The organism is Ekhidna sp. (assembly GCF_965212185.1).
GTDB lineage: Bacteria > Bacteroidota > Bacteroidia > Cytophagales > Cyclobacteriaceae > Ekhidna.
In genome coordinates this window covers 148,615-164,282 of the sequence record NZ_OZ243102.1, presented here as the reverse complement: position 1 = coordinate 164,282, position 15,668 = coordinate 148,615, and the positions used below count along the sequence as shown (strand labels likewise).

The following is a 15,668-nucleotide window of genomic DNA, read 5'->3' as shown; positions in this document are numbered from 1 at the left end:
ATAGCATTCGATACCCTTTAAAAAATGAGCGTTTATACAACAGAAATTGCATCAGATAAAATCCCTTCTGATAACGTAATTCATCAGCGTCTACTTGCCGCATATTTTCAAGCTAAGCCATATATCAAAGGTGACTTATTGGAACTTGGCTGTGGTGAAGGTCGTGGTGTCGAATTGCTTGCTCCCCTTGCAGACTCTTTCATTGGAATAGACAAGATCAAAGCTGTTATTGATAAACTCGAAAAAAAATATCCTGATTATAAATTTATGAGTGGTGTGTTTCCACCTTTCCCTTTTGAGGATAACTCATTTGACACTATCGTCACTTTTCAGGTAATAGAGCATGTAAAGGATGATGAAGGGTTTATCAAAGAGATTCATCGCGTACTAAAACCTGGAGGAACTGCTCTAATTACTACTCCAAATATCATAATGACACTTTCCAGAAATCCGTGGCATGAAAGAGAGTATACCGGGGATGAACTATCTGAACTGTGTAAAAAGTATTTTGACAAGGTTGAAATGAAGGGTATTGCCGGAAACGAAAAAGTGATGGAATACCACGAAAGAAATCGAGCATCTGTTCAACAAATCATGCGATTTGACATCTTTGATTTACAATATAAATTACCAGCAGGATTGCTACGGATTCCTTATGATATTTTGAATCGAATGAATCGAAATAAGCTTAAGGAGACAGATGACGAACTAGTAAAATCAATAACGGCTAATGACTTCAAACTAGCTGATCAATCTGAACAAAACCTTGATTTATTCTGTTTATTAACTAAATAAAAAGGGAATCAAAATTTTATTCTGAAAATGAACAACAAATTAATACAAGAACTAAATCAACTATTGTCGGATTTCCATCTGTATTATCAAAATACTCGTGGAGCTCATTGGAATATCAAAGGTCCTCGTTTCTTTGAATTGCATGCAAAGTTTGAGGAGTTATATACGGAGGCTCTAGAAAATATTGATGAGATCGCTGAGCGTATTTTGACTATTGGAGGGAGGCCGGATCATGCGCTGGAAACTTACCTTGAAAAATCAAATATTAAATCTGTAAAGGATGAGTCTAACGATGAAGCACTAGTAAAGATGATTGTCAATAATCTTGAAACACTGGTTTCACAGGAAAATAAAGTAAAGGAACTGGCCGTTGAGGCAGAAGACAATGAGACGGAAGACATGATGATTGGGCTAGTTAACGTACAAGAAAAAACCCAGTGGATGTTTAATTCGTGGTTAGGTAAGTGAGCAATAGACAATTAAAATATTTTAGGTACCTGCTGTCAGCTTTTTTGGTAGCAGGTATTTTTATTTCAGCCCCAGCTCAAAACAAGAAGAAACGCCGAAAAATTGAGTCGGTCATAAAAACCGGACGTTCCTACATTGGCACACCTTACCAATGGGGCGGCATGTCACGATCAGGCATTGATTGTTCAGGACTCATTTATCAGTCCTACAAAACCATTGGAGTAAGCTTGCCACGAACTGCCAAAGAACAATCCAAGGTTGGTAATAAAAGAGGATGGAATGGCATACGCGAGGGTGACCTGGTCTATTTCAAGTTCAAAAAGAAAGGAAGTAAGTGGTTTCATAGTGGTATGATCACTTATGCTGGAAAAGACAAAATTCTGTTTGTTCATGCCTCCTCGTCAAATGGTGTGGTTGGATCCAATCTTCTTAGTGACTATTATAAGAAGAATGTAAAGAACTTTCGAAGAGTGATTAAATAGGATTTATTTATTTTCGCTCACTCTTGGGGCTATAGCTCAGTTGGCTAGAGCGCTACACTGGCAGTGTAGAGGTCGCCGGTTCGAGACCGGCTAGCTCCACTTTTTTTTATCGATGAAAAAATTATTCACCCTACTCCTGCTCCTGATTGCAGCAATCTCTTACGCTCAGGAAAGCGTTATTTTGTCCAAAAATCAATTAATCATAAACATCTCACCACTGGCTCTTTCCTATGAAGGAAAGGTTGATGATACTAAATCATTTGCCATATCAGGAGGTCTAGGGTACGCATTTAATTTTGAAGCAAGTAGAGAGGCAGGTATGGAAGGGAGCTTTATAACCGCACCGATCACATATGGGTCATTTAGGAATTACTATGCACGGAAAAAGGTGAAGAATAACAACCTCAAAACCAATTCAGGTAACTATTTTGGATTATTTGCATCGAATCAATTTGAACCATTAGAAAGGTTTAGTTCTGCTTTCCCTGAAACAATTTTGGAGTCATCCCATGTATTTACTTTTGGACCTGTTTGGGGAATTCAACGGAACTATGTAAGCGGACTTCATCTTGGCTTAAGTTTTGGACCTGGTCTGAAAATGGGAAAATACATTGATGACAGCTTCACTATTGTAGGAAGATTTGAAATAAGGTTTCTATTAATCTCCAAATAGCGCCTGAATCTCATCAGGCACTCTTTTTAGTTTCTGCGTCTCCCGCTCTATCAAACACCAGTTAGATTTCACCTCTACCAGGAGTTCGTCCCCTTTATAAATCTTGACGATTCGATCTGAAAAAGGCCCACGATAACCCTCCACATACGTCTTGACGGTAATCTCATCCCCTAGAAATGCCTGCTTCTTATACTCAGCATGATGTGTGCGGACCATCCAGAAATACTTTTCCTTGATTTCTTCAGTAATCTCTGAAAGCCAATGCTCACGTGAAATGTCTAATGCCCACTGCATATACACCAGGTTGTTTACATGATCGTTAAAATCGAGGTGATCTTTTGTAACGAAGATATTTTTCGTAAACTCTTGCATTGACACAAAACTTAGTTTGCTTGAAAGGATTGAATACTGCTATGTGATGATATTATTAATTTTAAAAATTACCTAAAATAAAATGAAACGACTTTTACTTCTCCTGATTGTTCTTTTCCCATGCGTGCTAATTGATGCGCAACAAAAACCACTCTTCGATGTAAGTATTGGTAAAGGAGCCAATTCCGAGGCAACTCTTGAAGAAGTGCAGCAACTCATTTTGGATAACTACTATTTCGATGGGATTACCAAAGATGACCTGAACTGGGCAGCTATTGAAGGGATATTGAGACATATCTCTCCACCACAATCACCCGAGCTAGCAACTCTTTGGACGGACGAAGAGTATGAAAAAATCCTCAACTCGCTTAAAGGCATTAAGGTCACTTTAGGCTTTAATAGCAGCTTTAATGCGAATGATGGAAGTCTCACAGTAACATCAATAACGAAGAATTCCGAAGCTGAAAAAAAATTAGCTATTAACGATCGAATCCTTAGAATAGATAATAAACCACTTAAAGGCTTAAGCATCAATGATGTAAACAAACTGATTGATGGTGACCTCAATCAAACTTCAACGCTCAAAGTGGTTCGAGATATAGGAATTTTTGATATCACTCTGACAAGGGATTCATTGGAAGTAGAAAATCTTATTGTCACTGAAATTCCAAATAGACCAATCGCTCTCATTGAATTAAAGAAGATTACCCTGGGAATGGCAGACGAATTAAGCAAAGAGCTAGATCGACTTCAAAAAAAGGGTATAAGTACTTTAATTATTGACTTAAGAAATAATACCGGAGGCGTGTTAAACGAAGGTGTGAATATTGCAAAACTTTTCATGAAAAAGAATGATATCGTTCTCAGAACACAGGCTCGTTCTGGTGGAGTTAATAACTATGTAGCAGAGTCAGATAAGTATTTCAATCACAAGATTGTTGTTTTGATTAATGAAAACACTGCATCATCTGCTGAGATTATTGCCAGCGCTCTCCAAGATCATCAGAGAGCTGATTTAATAGGTAAAAAGACTTTTGGGAAGGGCGTTATTGAAACAACATTTACTCTTCAAAACAACTACAGACTAAAATTTATAACAAATGCCATGTACAGCCCAAAAGGCATTTCCTGGCAGACTAAGGGTATTCTTCCAGACTACTTTGTAGATCAATCACAGGCTAATTTTAACGAAGTAAGTAATATGGAAATATCAAATAGGCTGAGAAATGACCTTCATTTAAGTACCGCATTAAAAATATTAGACTAGCGTGAATTCAGCGATCAAAAATCTATTCGATCAAAACTTCGGAAAATACACGTCACTTACCCGCACAGAATATGATTTTCTAGAGCAGAATTTTCATGAATTTGAATATTCTCAACGAGAAATGATTGTTGAAGGCGGCAATTATTCTAAATATTTTTATTTCGTTCTATCAGGTGTGCAAGCACTATATCTTATCAATGATAAAGGGGAGAAAGTTGTTCTTGGATTTTCGTTTCAAGGATCTCCATCAGGCGCATTTGATTCATTCGTTTCTGGGGAACCATCACATTTCTTTTTGGAGGCGCTTACTGATTCGGTCATGATAGGGATCAACAAGACAAAGTTTGATGAGTTATTCCAACAGTTTCCTGCGTTTTACAAATGGAGAGCGCATTTTATGGAGAATATATTGTTAGGCCGTATTTCGAGAGAAGTGGAAATGATGACCCTTTCAGCAAAAGATCGATTTAATGCATTTATAAAGAGATGTCATCCTGAATTACTTCAAATTCCACAAAAATTTTTGGCTAGCTACCTGAATATGAAACCAGAAACATTTAGCAGGCTAAGAGCAATTAAGGATTAATTGACCTAGATCAATTTTTATCTGAATCATATCTAAGAATTTTGAGTTGTCAAAAACAAAATAATCATGGAAGTGAACTACGAAAAGCTTTTGCAAGATTCAAATCAGATCAAGAATTATATAAAAGCAGATATAGCAGCAAGACCTGCAGAACAACTGACTCATAAGGTTTCACTAAAAAAATGGTCGGCCGTTGAGGTCGTTGAACATCTCAATAAAGTGTACGATGTTTATCTGGACAACTTTCAAAAAGCTATTGATGATGCCGAGGAGCTAACTGAGCAAGCAAATCCACAGATGAGACGTACCATTCTTGGTAGGTTGTCTATTTATGCAAACAAACCCAAAGGAAAGAAGCGTAGGTTTAAAATGAAAACATTTGATTTTTTCAGACCAGCAATAAGTCCGGATACCATGCATGAAGTATTTGAAACATTCCTCACAAAAAAGAACCGATTCAATGATTTGATTAAGCTTGCCCGAACAAAAAATCTCAAAGACTCAAAGATTCCTACAGCTTTGGGTGAAAAGGTTAAATTTTATGTCCCAGAGTGCTTTGAATTCTTGCTTGTTCACGAGCAAAGGCATATGATTCAGATTGAAGAGGCGATTAACTTGAGTAAATTGTAGGTGATTTAAGGTACCGAAATAACTATTTACAGTCAATACATTGATAATAATCATATACTCAAGAAAGTTGACAAGCTATTTTGGCACAAAAAAAAACACCAATGCCCACAGAAAATATAGACCTCAAAATAGCCCAATCCGTTTCACCAAAGCCAATAGAGGAAATAGCGAAAAAAATTAATCTCACTAATGGTGAAATTGAACAATACGGGCGCTATAAGGCTAAAATTCCGCTTTCATATGTTGATGAGGAAAAGGTGAGTAAGAGCAATATGGTTCTTGTCACTGCTATTACACCAACACCTGCAGGAGAAGGAAAGACCACCGTTTCGGTAGGACTTACGGATGGACTGAATAGAGTTGGCGAAAAAGCAATTGCAGTTTTAAGAGAACCTTCTTTAGGGCCGGTCTTTGGTATCAAGGGAGGTGCTACAGGAGGTGGACACTCTCAAATAATACCTATGGAGGATATTAACCTTCATTTCAATGGGGACTTTGCAGCAATAGAAAAAGCTAACAACCTACTCTCTGCACTTATTAATAATAATATTTATTCTCGATCAAGGAATCTTGGTATTGATCCTCGTACAGTGATATGGAGATGGGCCATGGATATGAACGACCGATCACTTAGACATATAATCACTGGATTGGGTGGTAAAACGGGAGGATTTCTGCAAGAGTCAGGATTTAATATTACTGCGGCATCTGAAATTATGGCCATACTGTGTCTTGCAAAAGACCTGCCCGATTTAAAAAAGAGAATTGGCAATATTTATATAGGTGATACCTTTTCAGGTGAAGCAATTTTTGCAAGAGACCTAAATGCGCATGGTGCCATGACAGCACTTCTTAAAGATGCCATTAAACCAAATCTCGTTCAAACTCTTGAGGGCAATCCAGCCATTATTCACGGAGGTCCATTCGCTAATATTGCTCAGGGTACTAATTCACTTATTGGCACAAAAGTGGGCCTTTCATTGGCAGATTATGTAGTTACGGAAGCTGGGTTTGGAGCAGATTTGGGTGCTGAAAAATTCTTCAATATCAAATGTAGAACTGGAAACATTAGCCCCAAGGCTGTAGTACTCATTGCAACAGTTAGAGCGCTCAAATATCATGGAGGAGTGAAAAAAGATAGCCTCACAGAACCCAATGCGGAGGCAGTTGAATTGGGATTGGAAAACCTTGAAAAACACATCGAGAACTTAAAATCATTTGACGTACCTGTAGTAGTTGCAATTAACAAGTTCAAAGCAGATACCGAACAGGAGATTAATCACATCATTGACAGGTGTAAATCCCATGCAGTAGATGTATCAATCTCCGATGGGTGGGCAAATGGTGGAAAAGGAATGGAAGATTTGGCAAAGAAAGTGGTCCAAGCAGTCAAATCTTGTACAAATTCTTTTACACCGACGTATAATTTGAGTGATTCCTTTACCACTAAAATTAAGGCCATATCTGAGCGAATTTATGGTGCGAATAAAATCAATTATAGCCCAAATGCTAAAAAGATGCTTAAAAGGGCAGAAGACCTTGGCTTTGGTGAATTCCCAATTTGCATGGCCAAAACACAGAATTCATTTTCTGATGATGCTGCATCTTATGGTAGGCCCACAAACTTTACGATAAATGTTCGAGAAGTTGAAATTGCTGCGGGTGCTGGTTTTATTATTCCGATTACTGGCAAAATGTTACGTATGCCAGGACTTCCAGCTAAACCAGCAGCAGAGAATATAGACATAGATGAAAATGGAACAATTACAGGTCTGTTTTAGCCTTTATAATATTTAAGTTATGATCTACTGGAGGGTATTATCGCTTACTATTGCAATAGGGGTTATTGTCAACGCACAAGCTCAAAACGGATCTGCAAATTATCACCAAGTAAAAATAACCGCTAGTTCAATCACCATTCATGGGGAGACAAACGTTAACAAGTTTGCATGCAGTATGAACCAGCCGGCAATCAATGATTCCATATTGGTAAAAAACATCTGGCTCAATCAAAAGCTCGAATTTGAGGGGTTAAGGCTAAAGTATCCAGTCAATCGATTCGATTGCGGTATTAAAGCAATGAACAATGACTTTCAGGAACTACTGAAAGTGGATATCGAACCTTATTTATTTCTGCAGCTCAATTCAATCACATTGCATCCAGGTAATAATGACTTTGAAGAACTTAATGTAGATGCAGAGGTAGAAGTATTCCTAGCAGGAGTAAGGAAAAAAGTCCAAATAATGGGTGGTAAAGTATACAATCAATCCTCTGCACATATGACCTTAAATGGAGAAAAGGACCTTCTCATCACAGACTTTGAGATAGAACCACCTACCAAAATGTTTGGTATAATCCAGGTCACTGATAATATTCGGATCGAGTTTTCAATAAGCATGGTGGTATCTGCATTATAGAAAAAGCCACTCAATTACTTGAGTGGCTATCATCCATTAAGTCTGAGCTAGTCTAGAAACCGATTGTTGCTTCCAATACGATTCCATCGAACTGAGCACCCTGAAACTTAGTACCGTTCCAGCCGTCACCTTCATATTTGTTGGTGACATATTCCAATTTAGTTGCTACGTTTTTAGTTAAAAACCAGCCAAAACCTAGATTGGTCCTGTTAATTTCTTGAGTTGGAGCACCGTCAGCAGGCTCACCGCTCACAGAGTTAAATCGACCTCCAATGAATAAGTTCTCAGTACTTCCAAATCTGTATAGTAACTCAGCACCTAATTGTGTGTAGCTACCTCCGGTATCAGCTCCATTAGAAGATTGTTCAAATACTCCAAAGAATTCAACTCCTCCAAACTTCACAAATGGGTTGATTTGGAATGCAGATTGATAAGCGAATCCAGGATTAAATCTTGGAAGGAAGTCACTCACTCGAGAATCATTTTCACCCTCTAAGACACTATAGTATCGTGCACCAGCTCTGTCTCCATTGTATAGATAGTCCCTGGTTCCTTGATCACTACTGCTATAAAATGACCCGGTAATTCTAAACCTTAGATCGTCATTCATTTGCTTATCGTACCCAAGCTTACCATAGATAACTCGGCCATTATCACCATCAGTTGGAGATTGATTTAGTCTACCATTAGACATTCCTAATACCCCAATTATTCCATTATTTTGAATGGTCACTTCAAGGTGCGGCTCAGTAGTAAAGGAATCCATTATATAATTTCCTACAAATGGATTATAGATTGCACGTGCATTATCAGAGCGTCTAAAATGAGTATCTCCATAATTGATTTCATCCATACCAACTTGGATTGTCGCTATTTCCATGAAACCTCCCAAAAATCCGGGGCTAATGAAATCCAGCTTATCAAATTGTAAATAACCACCTTTTACCCAAGCTTCCGGGTGATGTCGAGAAGATAGATACGTTCTTAAGTGCAATCTTACTCCATCTTCTAATTGCATATCAAAGTTGAGGTTTGCTGTCGGCAAAGCGAAGTTGTTTGCCAAGTCTATTAGCGTGTCTCCTACAAGGTCATTACTTTGAGATAATCCTTGAAATATCATTGAGAAATCACCACCGACGCGTAGTTTAATTCCTTCATATTTAACAGTATCTTCTTTGCTTGTTTCAAAGACATTTATGCCTCTCTGATCATTATACCTATAGTATTGAATAGAAGGCAACTGAGCGTAGACTGCTATAGTCCCGAACAAAATCACGCCCGTTAATATTAGTTTAAAAATCGAATTTTTCATGATTCAGGTTGTTTTAATGAATTAATTATTTAGTTAATGAGATGTCGTATTTGATTACTATTTCATCTCCTGTTTTTAATGTGCCAAACATTGCCGTAGGAGGAGTGATATTGAAGTCAGACATTCTTAATGGAACCAATCCAACCAACTGGATTTCTGATGCTCCATTTTTAACAATCTTGACATCCAGGTCTATCATTCTACTTTCTTCAGCAATCTGAAGTGAGCCTCGACCGGTGATTCTTTCACCACCGATTTTTAGAGACTTAGCAGAAAAGATTATCTCTGGATAATCATCAGCTTCTACCGCGTTGTAAGCCTTATCATCCATAATGGATTTTCCACTCTTCATTGATTTAGATTTGATAGTTACCTCGAGGTTTTGAACCTGTGTATCAGTGATTACTCCTGTTACGTCAAATTCTTCAACTGTCATTTCCCAATCGTGTAAAGAGGAAGTACCTTCAATAATCAGGGAACTCTTATCTGTGTCTAACTTTAGTTGGCCAAAGGCGAAAAATCCACCTAATACCGTCATTATCAATAGGTATTTCATTACTTATTACTTCTTATTTTCAATGCTAAATTAGAAGTGCGGTAAGTAGCCTATTATGATATTATGCAGAGAGACGCATGACCTTTAACACGCCGATAAGTGATATATATTAGGGTAAAGCATGACGAATGCCACCCGGGAAAAATGATTCAACCTAATGAAGCCGTTTGATATCGAAGTTATTTTTTTAAGAAAAAACTACAACGAATAAAGAAAATCCGAAACCCAATAAAATGTAAAGAAAAATAGATAACACACTTAATAGAAGGTATTTGATAAAACTTCCGAATGATAGGCGTTGATGAAACGATATGGCTGAATAAAATAGGTAGATAAATAGAAATATCGTAGCATATTGAGGTGTTACAAATGAAATGGTAACACTGTATATCATTAGCAGCAATCCAAAGATCAAATAAATACCAGCTATGAAAAAACCGATTGTAACATACTCTGCAAGAAGATATTTTTTACGAAAAAACAGCTTGTGCGAAAACCCAATTGAAAAGACTAGGAAGAACATAATGTTATTAATGTTAGCTACCATGAATTTCCCAGCCTCTATAAATGGTTTTGCCTTTTCATGAACACCTTCACCATTCATCTGGGACTGATTCTGAAATGGGTCATATCCAATTCCAGATCTAACGATGATATAAATAGCAGTAAGTAGGACAAAAAAAGCAACAGGCTTATAATAAGACTTTCTTTTACCACTCAAAAATTCTCGGAAAAGTCTTCCCGGATTAAGTGTCAATAACCTAATGGTTGACATTAATGGGCCCTCAAGCGCGAAGGATGAGCTAAAGAAATCGTTGAATGTTTCACGAAAAGTTATTCTGTGAACGGATGTGGACTGCCCACAATTGCTACAATAATTAGCATCAATAGGCGCTTCGCAATTGAGACATTTATGTAAATTAGGTGAGTTCATTGGTATTAAACGACATTGAAAATTGTTTGAATTTAATCATTCATTGTAATATTGATCTTCCCGTTAAAGCCATATGATTTAGATTGCTTAAGATGTTATTTCAGATCGATTCAGATTAAGATATTTTTCTATGGCCTCACTACCTGAAATCAAACAACATGTTAAAGACATCATAGCCGAGGAATTAAGATTAAATCCACAAGACCTTGACGAGCTTAGAAGTTTTCATGATCTGGGGCTTGATTCTGTTAATAGTATTTTTTTGCTAGCCAAGATGGAGGAGAAATTGGATATATATATTGATCCTCTGAGTATTTACGATAATCCAACAATCCTATCATTTTCTGAATTCATTCATAAAGAATTATCATGACTGTTGCGGATCTTTGGAAACCTACTAGCAAAGACTTCATACGTGACCCCTATAGTGCCTATAAGGAAATCAGAAAGGTGAATGAAGTTTTCAAAGCTAGCACTGGAGACTATGTGGTTTTGGGTTATCAAGAATGTAAGCAAGTCTTACAAAATCCTTCCTTTGAGACCGGTCTTAGATTATCCTGGGTTGAAAAAATGGTGAATGAAGCGTCTTTAAGGGGTCAAGACCTGACACATTTAGTAGACTCTGTTTCAGGCATGCTCGTTCAAATAAACCCTCCTGATCAACAAATAATCAAATCAGACATGGCTAAGTCCTGGCCTGGAATCGCTGAATTAAAAAAAGTATCGGATGAGGTGATCACTGAAATATTGGACGAATTGCCTAATCAGTTTGATGCCATTGGCAGTCTTTGTCGAAAAATCCCCTTAAATGTGATTAGTACATTATTGGGTCTACCGAAGGATGAAACCGAACGCTACGCCATGGATGGAATTAATCTGGTCCAAATACTTGGTCCATATCTCTCTTACAGGGATATTTTAACAATTGCGGAATCTTCTCAGCGGCTACAATTATTCATGAAAAAAAATATTCTAGCCAAGGGATATACTCCAACGAAGCTCACTCAGCTCATGATCCATAAGTATCCTGAAAATGAAATGATCAATTTACTATTATTCATTTTCATCGCTGGATACGAAACAACTTCCAGTCTGTTGACTCTTTGTATTTATCACCTTCTAAACAATAAAGATCATCGGAGTAATATTGAAACGTATGGTGTAAAATCTTACATAAACGAAATACTACGACTTTATTCACCTGTACAGATTACTGGTAGAACCAACACAGAATTGATCGATTTGGGAGGCCAAGCGATCCCTGCAAATTCTGCACTCACCGTTTGTATAGCTGCAGCGAATGTGGACCCTTCTCAATTTGAAAAACCAGAAGAAATCGTATGGGACAGAGCAAAGCGAGAGCATCTATCCTTCGGTTACGGTATTCATTATTGTCTTGGAAGCCAACTTGCTGAAATAGAAGCAGAAGTTCTTATTGAAAAATTATTACCTATGATTGATCGATTGAGTATTGAAAATGAACCAATCTTAAGAGATCAGTATACGATCAAAAGCTATAAGTCTTTTAACCTACGTTTAAAGTGAGTTCACAAAAAATTACAATACATAATGTTTGGGTTGAGAAAACAGATGAGCTGATTCAGGAAATCATTTCATTCTGGAATCAGTACAATGCAATTCCGCCTTCTGAGGATATTGTAAAAAGAGCAAAACAAGTTGTGATTGTAGCCAGAAACGCAAATAATCAGATCATCGGTGTGACAACTTCCTACTTAACTGATTATCCCACGCTCAAGAATAATTTGTTTGTCTTTCGAGGAATGATTTCGCCTGTCTATAGAGTGCCAGGTCTGTTTATCAAAATAACTAAAGAAACGATTCAAGTTTTAGAGACCTATTCAAAATCAATTGGTGAAGAGGATAGACCTATTGGTTTAATTGCTGAAATGGAAAACCCTCATTTGAAAAGTGTAGGTTCCACTAAAACTCCATCAGGCATGACACTCATTGGATTCTCAAAGAAGGATAATCCAATCTATGTTTATTATTTCAAAGGGGCGAGATTCAATTAAGTATTTCAATCCGATAGTTTTTTATAAGAATAGTAACTCATCTATGAAAAATGTGCTAATCGTATTGACAATATTACTCCTTGGATGTAGTGAAAGATCTAAGCTTAAATCAATATTGAGTGAAGGATCAGCAACTTTTCAAGAAACTTTAACTTCAGAAAATCATGAAGTTCAAATCATATACGGAGAAATAGATAGTGATACAATCATTCACCATATTTATGGCGACACTTCCCAATATTTCTATCCGGCAAGTAGTATCAAAATACTTAATGTCTTTACATCGGTACAATGGCTGAATGAAAAAGGGTTGTCAATAAATACAGTTCTCAAAACAGATTCAAGTGAACACCATCCAAGAAGTTTGTTTTTTGATTCACTTTTTCAAGATTCAATAATGGTGAAAAACCTAATCCAGAAGATTTTTGTGTACAGTGATAACCAAGCCAGCAATATCCTTTATAACCTAATGGGCAAGGATTACATAAATAACACACTTTCAAAACTAGGTGTAAAATCAAGAATCATTCATCAACTAGGAGAAAGTGCTTTTGCTCATACACCAGAGTCTAACTCATGGACATTCAAGGGCACTGTAAAGGATGAAGATGAGGTGCTTGAGTTAGAATCAACAAAGCAACATTTCATTAGCAATCTCAACCCTCAGAATCAAAAAAAAGGAAAGGGATACATCAATCAATATGGTGAGTTGATTCAGGAACCATTTGACTTTACTGTGAAAAATTATGTGCCTGTCTCAAGCTTGCTGTGTGCTTTAGAAAGAGTCATCAAACCAGAGGTTTTTGATGAGGATCAAAGATTTTCATTCAAAGAAAGTGATCAGAATGAATTGATAGAAATCATGAAGCTTAGACCAAAGGATTTGCCTAATCCCATTGATACACTTGCTGATAATTATGTGAAATTTCTAGTGTATGGTGATGCTGAAAATACAAATTACCCTGAAACAGTGACAATCATGAATAAAGTAGGCTGGGCATATGGTTACCTGACTGATATTGCCTACTTCCGAGATTCCGAGAATAACATTGAATTTTTCCTGGCAGCAACTATTCATGTCAATGAAAACCAAATCTTCAACGACGGCATCTATGAATATGACTCAGTTGGTCTGCCTTTTTTAGGTGAGCTAGGTAGGTTGGTGTATGAGTATGAATTGAATTCCAGATAACTAATTATTTTAATCTAAAAAAAAGGAAATATGGGCGGTTTTGGAGTAATGGACAATATGGTCAAATCCTACAGGAGCAATAGAAATCTACTGAAGGGTGGAAAAAAGTCCATGAAGAAGATTTATGAAGAGAATAATTACTTCTACATTAAAAAGAAAATAGCTGAAAGAACAAGAGAATTTGATCCTGAAATGAAAAGAATATTTCTCCAAAAATTCTATGCAAAACAAAAAAAGGTCCGTAAGCGACAGACCTTTTTATTCCTTTCAATTATCAGCCTTTTTGGGCTGATTATCTTTCTTCTTTACTAAAGCTCAAACTTGATTCCCTGAGCCAAAGGCAACTCAGTGGAATAGTTAATTGTATTCGTTTGTCTTCTCATGTATGCCTTCCATGCATCTGAGCCAGATTCTCTTCCGCCTCCGGTTTCTTTCTCACCGCCGAATGCTCCACCAATTTCCGCTCCTGATGTGCCGATATTCACATTGGCAATTCCACAATCAGATCCTGCTTGAGACAAGAATAATTCAGATTCACGAACATTAGTTGTCATGATTGCAGAAGAAAGTCCTTGTGGTACTGCATTCTGCATTTCGATGGCCTCTTCTATCGTTGAGTACTTGATCATATAAAGGATTGGTGCAAAAGTCTCATTGCAAACAATCTCAAAATCATTTTTGACTTCATAGATAGCCGGCTTCACGTAGCATCCGGACTCATAACCTGGTCCAGAAAGCACTTCTCCTTCTATGACAGTCTTACCTCCTTCTGCTTTTACTTTTTCAATCGCAGACTGGTACATTTTTACTGCATCCGTATCGATAAGTGGTCCAACATGATTGTTTTCATCCAAAGGATCTCCGATTCGTAATTGTCCGTAAGCATTCGTGATTTTCTCCTTCACTTCTTCATATACACTCTCATGTATAATGAGTCTTCGGGTGGATGTACATCTTTGTCCAGCTGTTCCCACCGCACCAAACACTGCGCCCGGAATCACTAGATTTAAATCTGCATGCTCAGAAATAATGATGGCATTGTTTCCACCTAATTCAAGAATATGCTTTCCAAGTCTGGCTCCTACTACCTCGCCCACTGCTTTACCCATTCGAGTTGATCCAGTCGCAGAAATTAATGGCACTCGGGTATCAGCAGCTAATTTTTTGCCAATTTCAACATCACCAATTAAGAGACCACATACTCCTGGGTGGATTCCATTTTTCTCAAATACTCTCTGCGCTATTTTTTGGCAAGCCACTGCCGATATTGGCGCTTTTTCAGAAGGTTTCCAAACGCAAACATCACCACATACCCAAGCCAAGGCTGCATTCCATGACCATACCGCCACAGGAAAGTTGAATGCAGAAATGATTCCTACTATGCCCAGTGGATGCCATTGCTCATACATCCTATGTGAAGGTCGTTCAGAATGCATGGTCAATCCGTAAAGCTGACGTGATAGACCTACAGCAAAATCGCAGATATCAATCATTTCCTGCACTTCTCCAAGACCTTCTTGTAGTGATTTACCCATTTCATAAGAAACAAGCGATCCAAGCTCTTGCTTATACTCTCTCAGCTCATTGCCAAGCTGACGAACAACCTCACCTCTTTGAGGAGCAGGTAACAACCTCCATTCTTTAAAGGCAGATTGTGCTTCGTTAATCACCTGCTCATATGCTTTTTCATCAGCCAGTTGGACATTAGCGATCACTTTACCATCTACGGGAGAATAAGAAGCTAAATTCTCTCCTGAGGAGCTAAGCCAGTTGCTGCCATATGCTGCACCTTTATTATTTGCTTCTACCTGAAGCTTATTTAAAATTGATTGGATATCCTGGGACATATTATTTGATAGGGTTAATAATTGGGGTGCAAAGCTAAGAAATGCGTGGAAGGCTGGAAATATTTTTGTAAATTGTGATACAATAAATGGGGAGCTTGACCAC

Annotated in this window: 19 protein-coding genes and 1 tRNA gene; 15 read left to right on the top strand and 5 right to left on the bottom strand. The window is 37.5% G+C overall.

Annotation, left to right across the window (positions count from 1 at the left end):
- Nucleotides 1-24 precede the first annotated feature (24 nt).
- The 5 genes from ACOMC3_RS00660 (at nt 25) to ACOMC3_RS00640 (ending at nt 2,418) form a co-directional block, all read left to right on the top strand.
- On the top strand, nt 25-795 hold the full coding sequence (locus ACOMC3_RS00660) for a class I SAM-dependent methyltransferase (protein ID WP_420317589.1): 771 nt from the start codon (nt 25-27) through the stop codon (nt 793-795).
- A gap of 27 nt (nt 796-822) precedes the next feature.
- Nucleotides 823-1,263 (top strand): Dps family protein, encoded by a 441-nt coding sequence (locus ACOMC3_RS00655; protein WP_420317588.1) that lies wholly within the window; start codon nt 823-825, stop codon nt 1,261-1,263.
- Nucleotides 1,260-1,745 carry a C40 family peptidase gene (locus tag ACOMC3_RS00650; RefSeq protein WP_420317587.1) on the top strand — a complete coding sequence of 162 codons (486 nt, stop codon included), beginning with the start codon at nt 1,260-1,262 and terminating at the stop codon, nt 1,743-1,745. The genes ACOMC3_RS00655 and ACOMC3_RS00650 overlap by 4 nt, the downstream gene beginning before the upstream one ends.
- Before the next feature lie 25 nt (nt 1,746-1,770).
- A tRNA-Ala gene (locus tag ACOMC3_RS00645) sits at nt 1,771-1,844 on the top strand.
- 13 nt (nt 1,845-1,857) lie between these two features.
- Nucleotides 1,858-2,418 (top strand): hypothetical protein, encoded by a 561-nt coding sequence (locus ACOMC3_RS00640; protein ID WP_420317586.1) that lies wholly within the window; start codon nt 1,858-1,860, stop codon nt 2,416-2,418.
- Here ACOMC3_RS00640 and ACOMC3_RS00635 read toward each other — a convergent pair.
- The gene (locus ACOMC3_RS00635) at nt 2,404-2,790 is read right to left on the bottom strand and encodes an acyl-CoA thioesterase (protein ID WP_420317585.1); all 387 of its coding nucleotides are present in this window, start codon (nt 2,788-2,790) and stop codon (nt 2,404-2,406) included. The two genes, ACOMC3_RS00640 and ACOMC3_RS00635, sit on opposite strands and share 15 nt — an antisense overlap.
- Before the next feature lie 82 nt (nt 2,791-2,872).
- On the opposite strand from ACOMC3_RS00635, the gene ACOMC3_RS00630 reads away from it, so the two are divergent.
- From ACOMC3_RS00630 to ACOMC3_RS00610, 5 genes are all read left to right on the top strand, one after another.
- Nucleotides 2,873-4,057 (top strand): S41 family peptidase, encoded by a 1,185-nt coding sequence (locus ACOMC3_RS00630; RefSeq protein ID WP_420317584.1) that lies wholly within the window; start codon nt 2,873-2,875, stop codon nt 4,055-4,057.
- A gap of 1 nt (nt 4,058) precedes the next feature.
- On the top strand, nt 4,059-4,643 hold the full coding sequence (locus ACOMC3_RS00625; RefSeq protein ID WP_420317583.1) for a Crp/Fnr family transcriptional regulator: 585 nt from the start codon (nt 4,059-4,061) through the stop codon (nt 4,641-4,643).
- 66 nt (nt 4,644-4,709) lie between these two features.
- Nucleotides 4,710-5,273 (top strand): DinB family protein, encoded by a 564-nt coding sequence (locus tag ACOMC3_RS00620; protein WP_420317582.1) that lies wholly within the window; start codon nt 4,710-4,712, stop codon nt 5,271-5,273.
- 101 nt (nt 5,274-5,374) lie between these two features.
- Entirely contained in the window at nt 5,375-7,054 is a 1,680-nt protein-coding gene (locus ACOMC3_RS00615) for a formate--tetrahydrofolate ligase (protein ID WP_420317581.1), read from the top strand.
- A gap of 19 nt (nt 7,055-7,073) precedes the next feature.
- Complete coding sequence (locus ACOMC3_RS00610; protein ID WP_420317580.1) at nt 7,074-7,691, top strand: hypothetical protein; 618 nt, start codon at nt 7,074-7,076, stop codon at nt 7,689-7,691.
- Nucleotides 7,692-7,743: 52 nt separating this feature from the next.
- Here the strand turns inward: ACOMC3_RS00610 and ACOMC3_RS00605 are convergent, their stop codons facing one another.
- The 3 genes from ACOMC3_RS00605 to ACOMC3_RS00595 all read right to left on the bottom strand — a co-directional run bounded on the left by ACOMC3_RS00605 (nt 7,744) and on the right by ACOMC3_RS00595 (nt 10,334).
- Nucleotides 7,744-9,003 carry a hypothetical protein gene (locus ACOMC3_RS00605; protein WP_420317579.1) on the bottom strand — a complete coding sequence of 420 codons (1,260 nt, stop codon included), beginning with the start codon at nt 9,001-9,003 and terminating at the stop codon, nt 7,744-7,746.
- A gap of 25 nt (nt 9,004-9,028) precedes the next feature.
- Nucleotides 9,029-9,559 (bottom strand): YceI family protein, encoded by a 531-nt coding sequence (locus tag ACOMC3_RS00600; RefSeq protein ID WP_420317578.1) that lies wholly within the window; start codon nt 9,557-9,559, stop codon nt 9,029-9,031.
- A 187-nt stretch (nt 9,560-9,746) separates the two neighbouring features.
- Complete coding sequence (locus tag ACOMC3_RS00595) at nt 9,747-10,334, bottom strand: DUF3667 domain-containing protein (RefSeq protein ID WP_420317577.1); 588 nt, start codon at nt 10,332-10,334, stop codon at nt 9,747-9,749.
- 289 nt (nt 10,335-10,623) lie between these two features.
- Between ACOMC3_RS00595 and ACOMC3_RS00590 the strand changes: the two genes are divergently transcribed.
- From ACOMC3_RS00590 to ACOMC3_RS00570, 5 genes are read left to right on the top strand one after another with little or no spacing between them, the layout of a single operon-like run.
- Nucleotides 10,624-10,866 (top strand): acyl carrier protein, encoded by a 243-nt coding sequence (locus tag ACOMC3_RS00590; protein WP_420317576.1) that lies wholly within the window; start codon nt 10,624-10,626, stop codon nt 10,864-10,866.
- Nucleotides 10,863-12,038 (top strand): cytochrome P450, encoded by a 1,176-nt coding sequence (locus tag ACOMC3_RS00585; protein WP_420317575.1) that lies wholly within the window; start codon nt 10,863-10,865, stop codon nt 12,036-12,038. The genes ACOMC3_RS00590 and ACOMC3_RS00585 overlap by 4 nt, the downstream gene beginning before the upstream one ends.
- Nucleotides 12,035-12,526 (top strand): hypothetical protein, encoded by a 492-nt coding sequence (locus ACOMC3_RS00580; RefSeq protein ID WP_420317574.1) that lies wholly within the window; start codon nt 12,035-12,037, stop codon nt 12,524-12,526. The genes ACOMC3_RS00585 and ACOMC3_RS00580 overlap by 4 nt, the downstream gene beginning before the upstream one ends.
- 43 nt (nt 12,527-12,569) lie before the next feature.
- Nucleotides 12,570-13,718 (top strand): serine hydrolase, encoded by a 1,149-nt coding sequence (locus tag ACOMC3_RS00575; RefSeq protein WP_420317573.1) that lies wholly within the window; start codon nt 12,570-12,572, stop codon nt 13,716-13,718.
- Nucleotides 13,719-13,748: 30 nt separating this feature from the next.
- Nucleotides 13,749-14,030 carry a hypothetical protein gene (locus ACOMC3_RS00570; RefSeq protein WP_420317572.1) on the top strand — a complete coding sequence of 94 codons (282 nt, stop codon included), beginning with the start codon at nt 13,749-13,751 and terminating at the stop codon, nt 14,028-14,030.
- On the opposite strand, the gene ACOMC3_RS00565 is transcribed toward ACOMC3_RS00570, so the two are convergent.
- On the bottom strand, nt 14,027-15,565 hold the full coding sequence (locus tag ACOMC3_RS00565; RefSeq protein ID WP_420317571.1) for an aldehyde dehydrogenase family protein: 1,539 nt from the start codon (nt 15,563-15,565) through the stop codon (nt 14,027-14,029). The genes ACOMC3_RS00570 and ACOMC3_RS00565 overlap by 4 nt on opposite strands.
- Nucleotides 15,566-15,668: the final 103 nt, after the last annotated feature.

What these genes read in the sequence shown, in the direction of transcription:
- ACOMC3_RS00660 (WP_420317589.1), top strand. Translation starts at nt 25, where the DNA reads ATGAGCGTTTATACAACAGAAATTGCATCAGATAAAATCCCTTCTGAT.
- ACOMC3_RS00655 (WP_420317588.1), top strand. Translation starts at nt 823, where the DNA reads ATGAACAACAAATTAATACAAGAACTAAATCAACTATTGTCGGATTTC.
- ACOMC3_RS00640 (WP_420317586.1), top strand. Translation starts at nt 1,858, where the DNA reads ATGAAAAAATTATTCACCCTACTCCTGCTCCTGATTGCAGCAATCTCT.
- ACOMC3_RS00635 (WP_420317585.1), bottom strand. Translation starts at nt 2,790, where the DNA reads ATGCAAGAGTTTACGAAAAATATCTTCGTTACAAAAGATCACCTCGAT.
- ACOMC3_RS00630 (WP_420317584.1), top strand. Translation starts at nt 2,873, where the DNA reads ATGAAACGACTTTTACTTCTCCTGATTGTTCTTTTCCCATGCGTGCTA.
- ACOMC3_RS00620 (WP_420317582.1), top strand. Translation starts at nt 4,710, where the DNA reads ATGGAAGTGAACTACGAAAAGCTTTTGCAAGATTCAAATCAGATCAAG.
- ACOMC3_RS00615 (WP_420317581.1), top strand. Translation starts at nt 5,375, where the DNA reads ATGCCCACAGAAAATATAGACCTCAAAATAGCCCAATCCGTTTCACCA.
- ACOMC3_RS00610 (WP_420317580.1), top strand. Translation starts at nt 7,074, where the DNA reads ATGATCTACTGGAGGGTATTATCGCTTACTATTGCAATAGGGGTTATT.
- ACOMC3_RS00605 (WP_420317579.1), bottom strand. Translation starts at nt 9,003, where the DNA reads ATGAAAAATTCGATTTTTAAACTAATATTAACGGGCGTGATTTTGTTC.
- ACOMC3_RS00600 (WP_420317578.1), bottom strand. Translation starts at nt 9,559, where the DNA reads ATGAAATACCTATTGATAATGACGGTATTAGGTGGATTTTTCGCCTTT.
- ACOMC3_RS00595 (WP_420317577.1), bottom strand. Translation starts at nt 10,334, where the DNA reads ATGTCAACCATTAGGTTATTGACACTTAATCCGGGAAGACTTTTCCGA.
- ACOMC3_RS00590 (WP_420317576.1), top strand. Translation starts at nt 10,624, where the DNA reads ATGGCCTCACTACCTGAAATCAAACAACATGTTAAAGACATCATAGCC.
- ACOMC3_RS00585 (WP_420317575.1), top strand. Translation starts at nt 10,863, where the DNA reads ATGACTGTTGCGGATCTTTGGAAACCTACTAGCAAAGACTTCATACGT.
- ACOMC3_RS00575 (WP_420317573.1), top strand. Translation starts at nt 12,570, where the DNA reads ATGAAAAATGTGCTAATCGTATTGACAATATTACTCCTTGGATGTAGT.
- ACOMC3_RS00570 (WP_420317572.1), top strand. Translation starts at nt 13,749, where the DNA reads ATGGGCGGTTTTGGAGTAATGGACAATATGGTCAAATCCTACAGGAGC.
- ACOMC3_RS00565 (WP_420317571.1), bottom strand. Translation starts at nt 15,565, where the DNA reads ATGTCCCAGGATATCCAATCAATTTTAAATAAGCTTCAGGTAGAAGCA.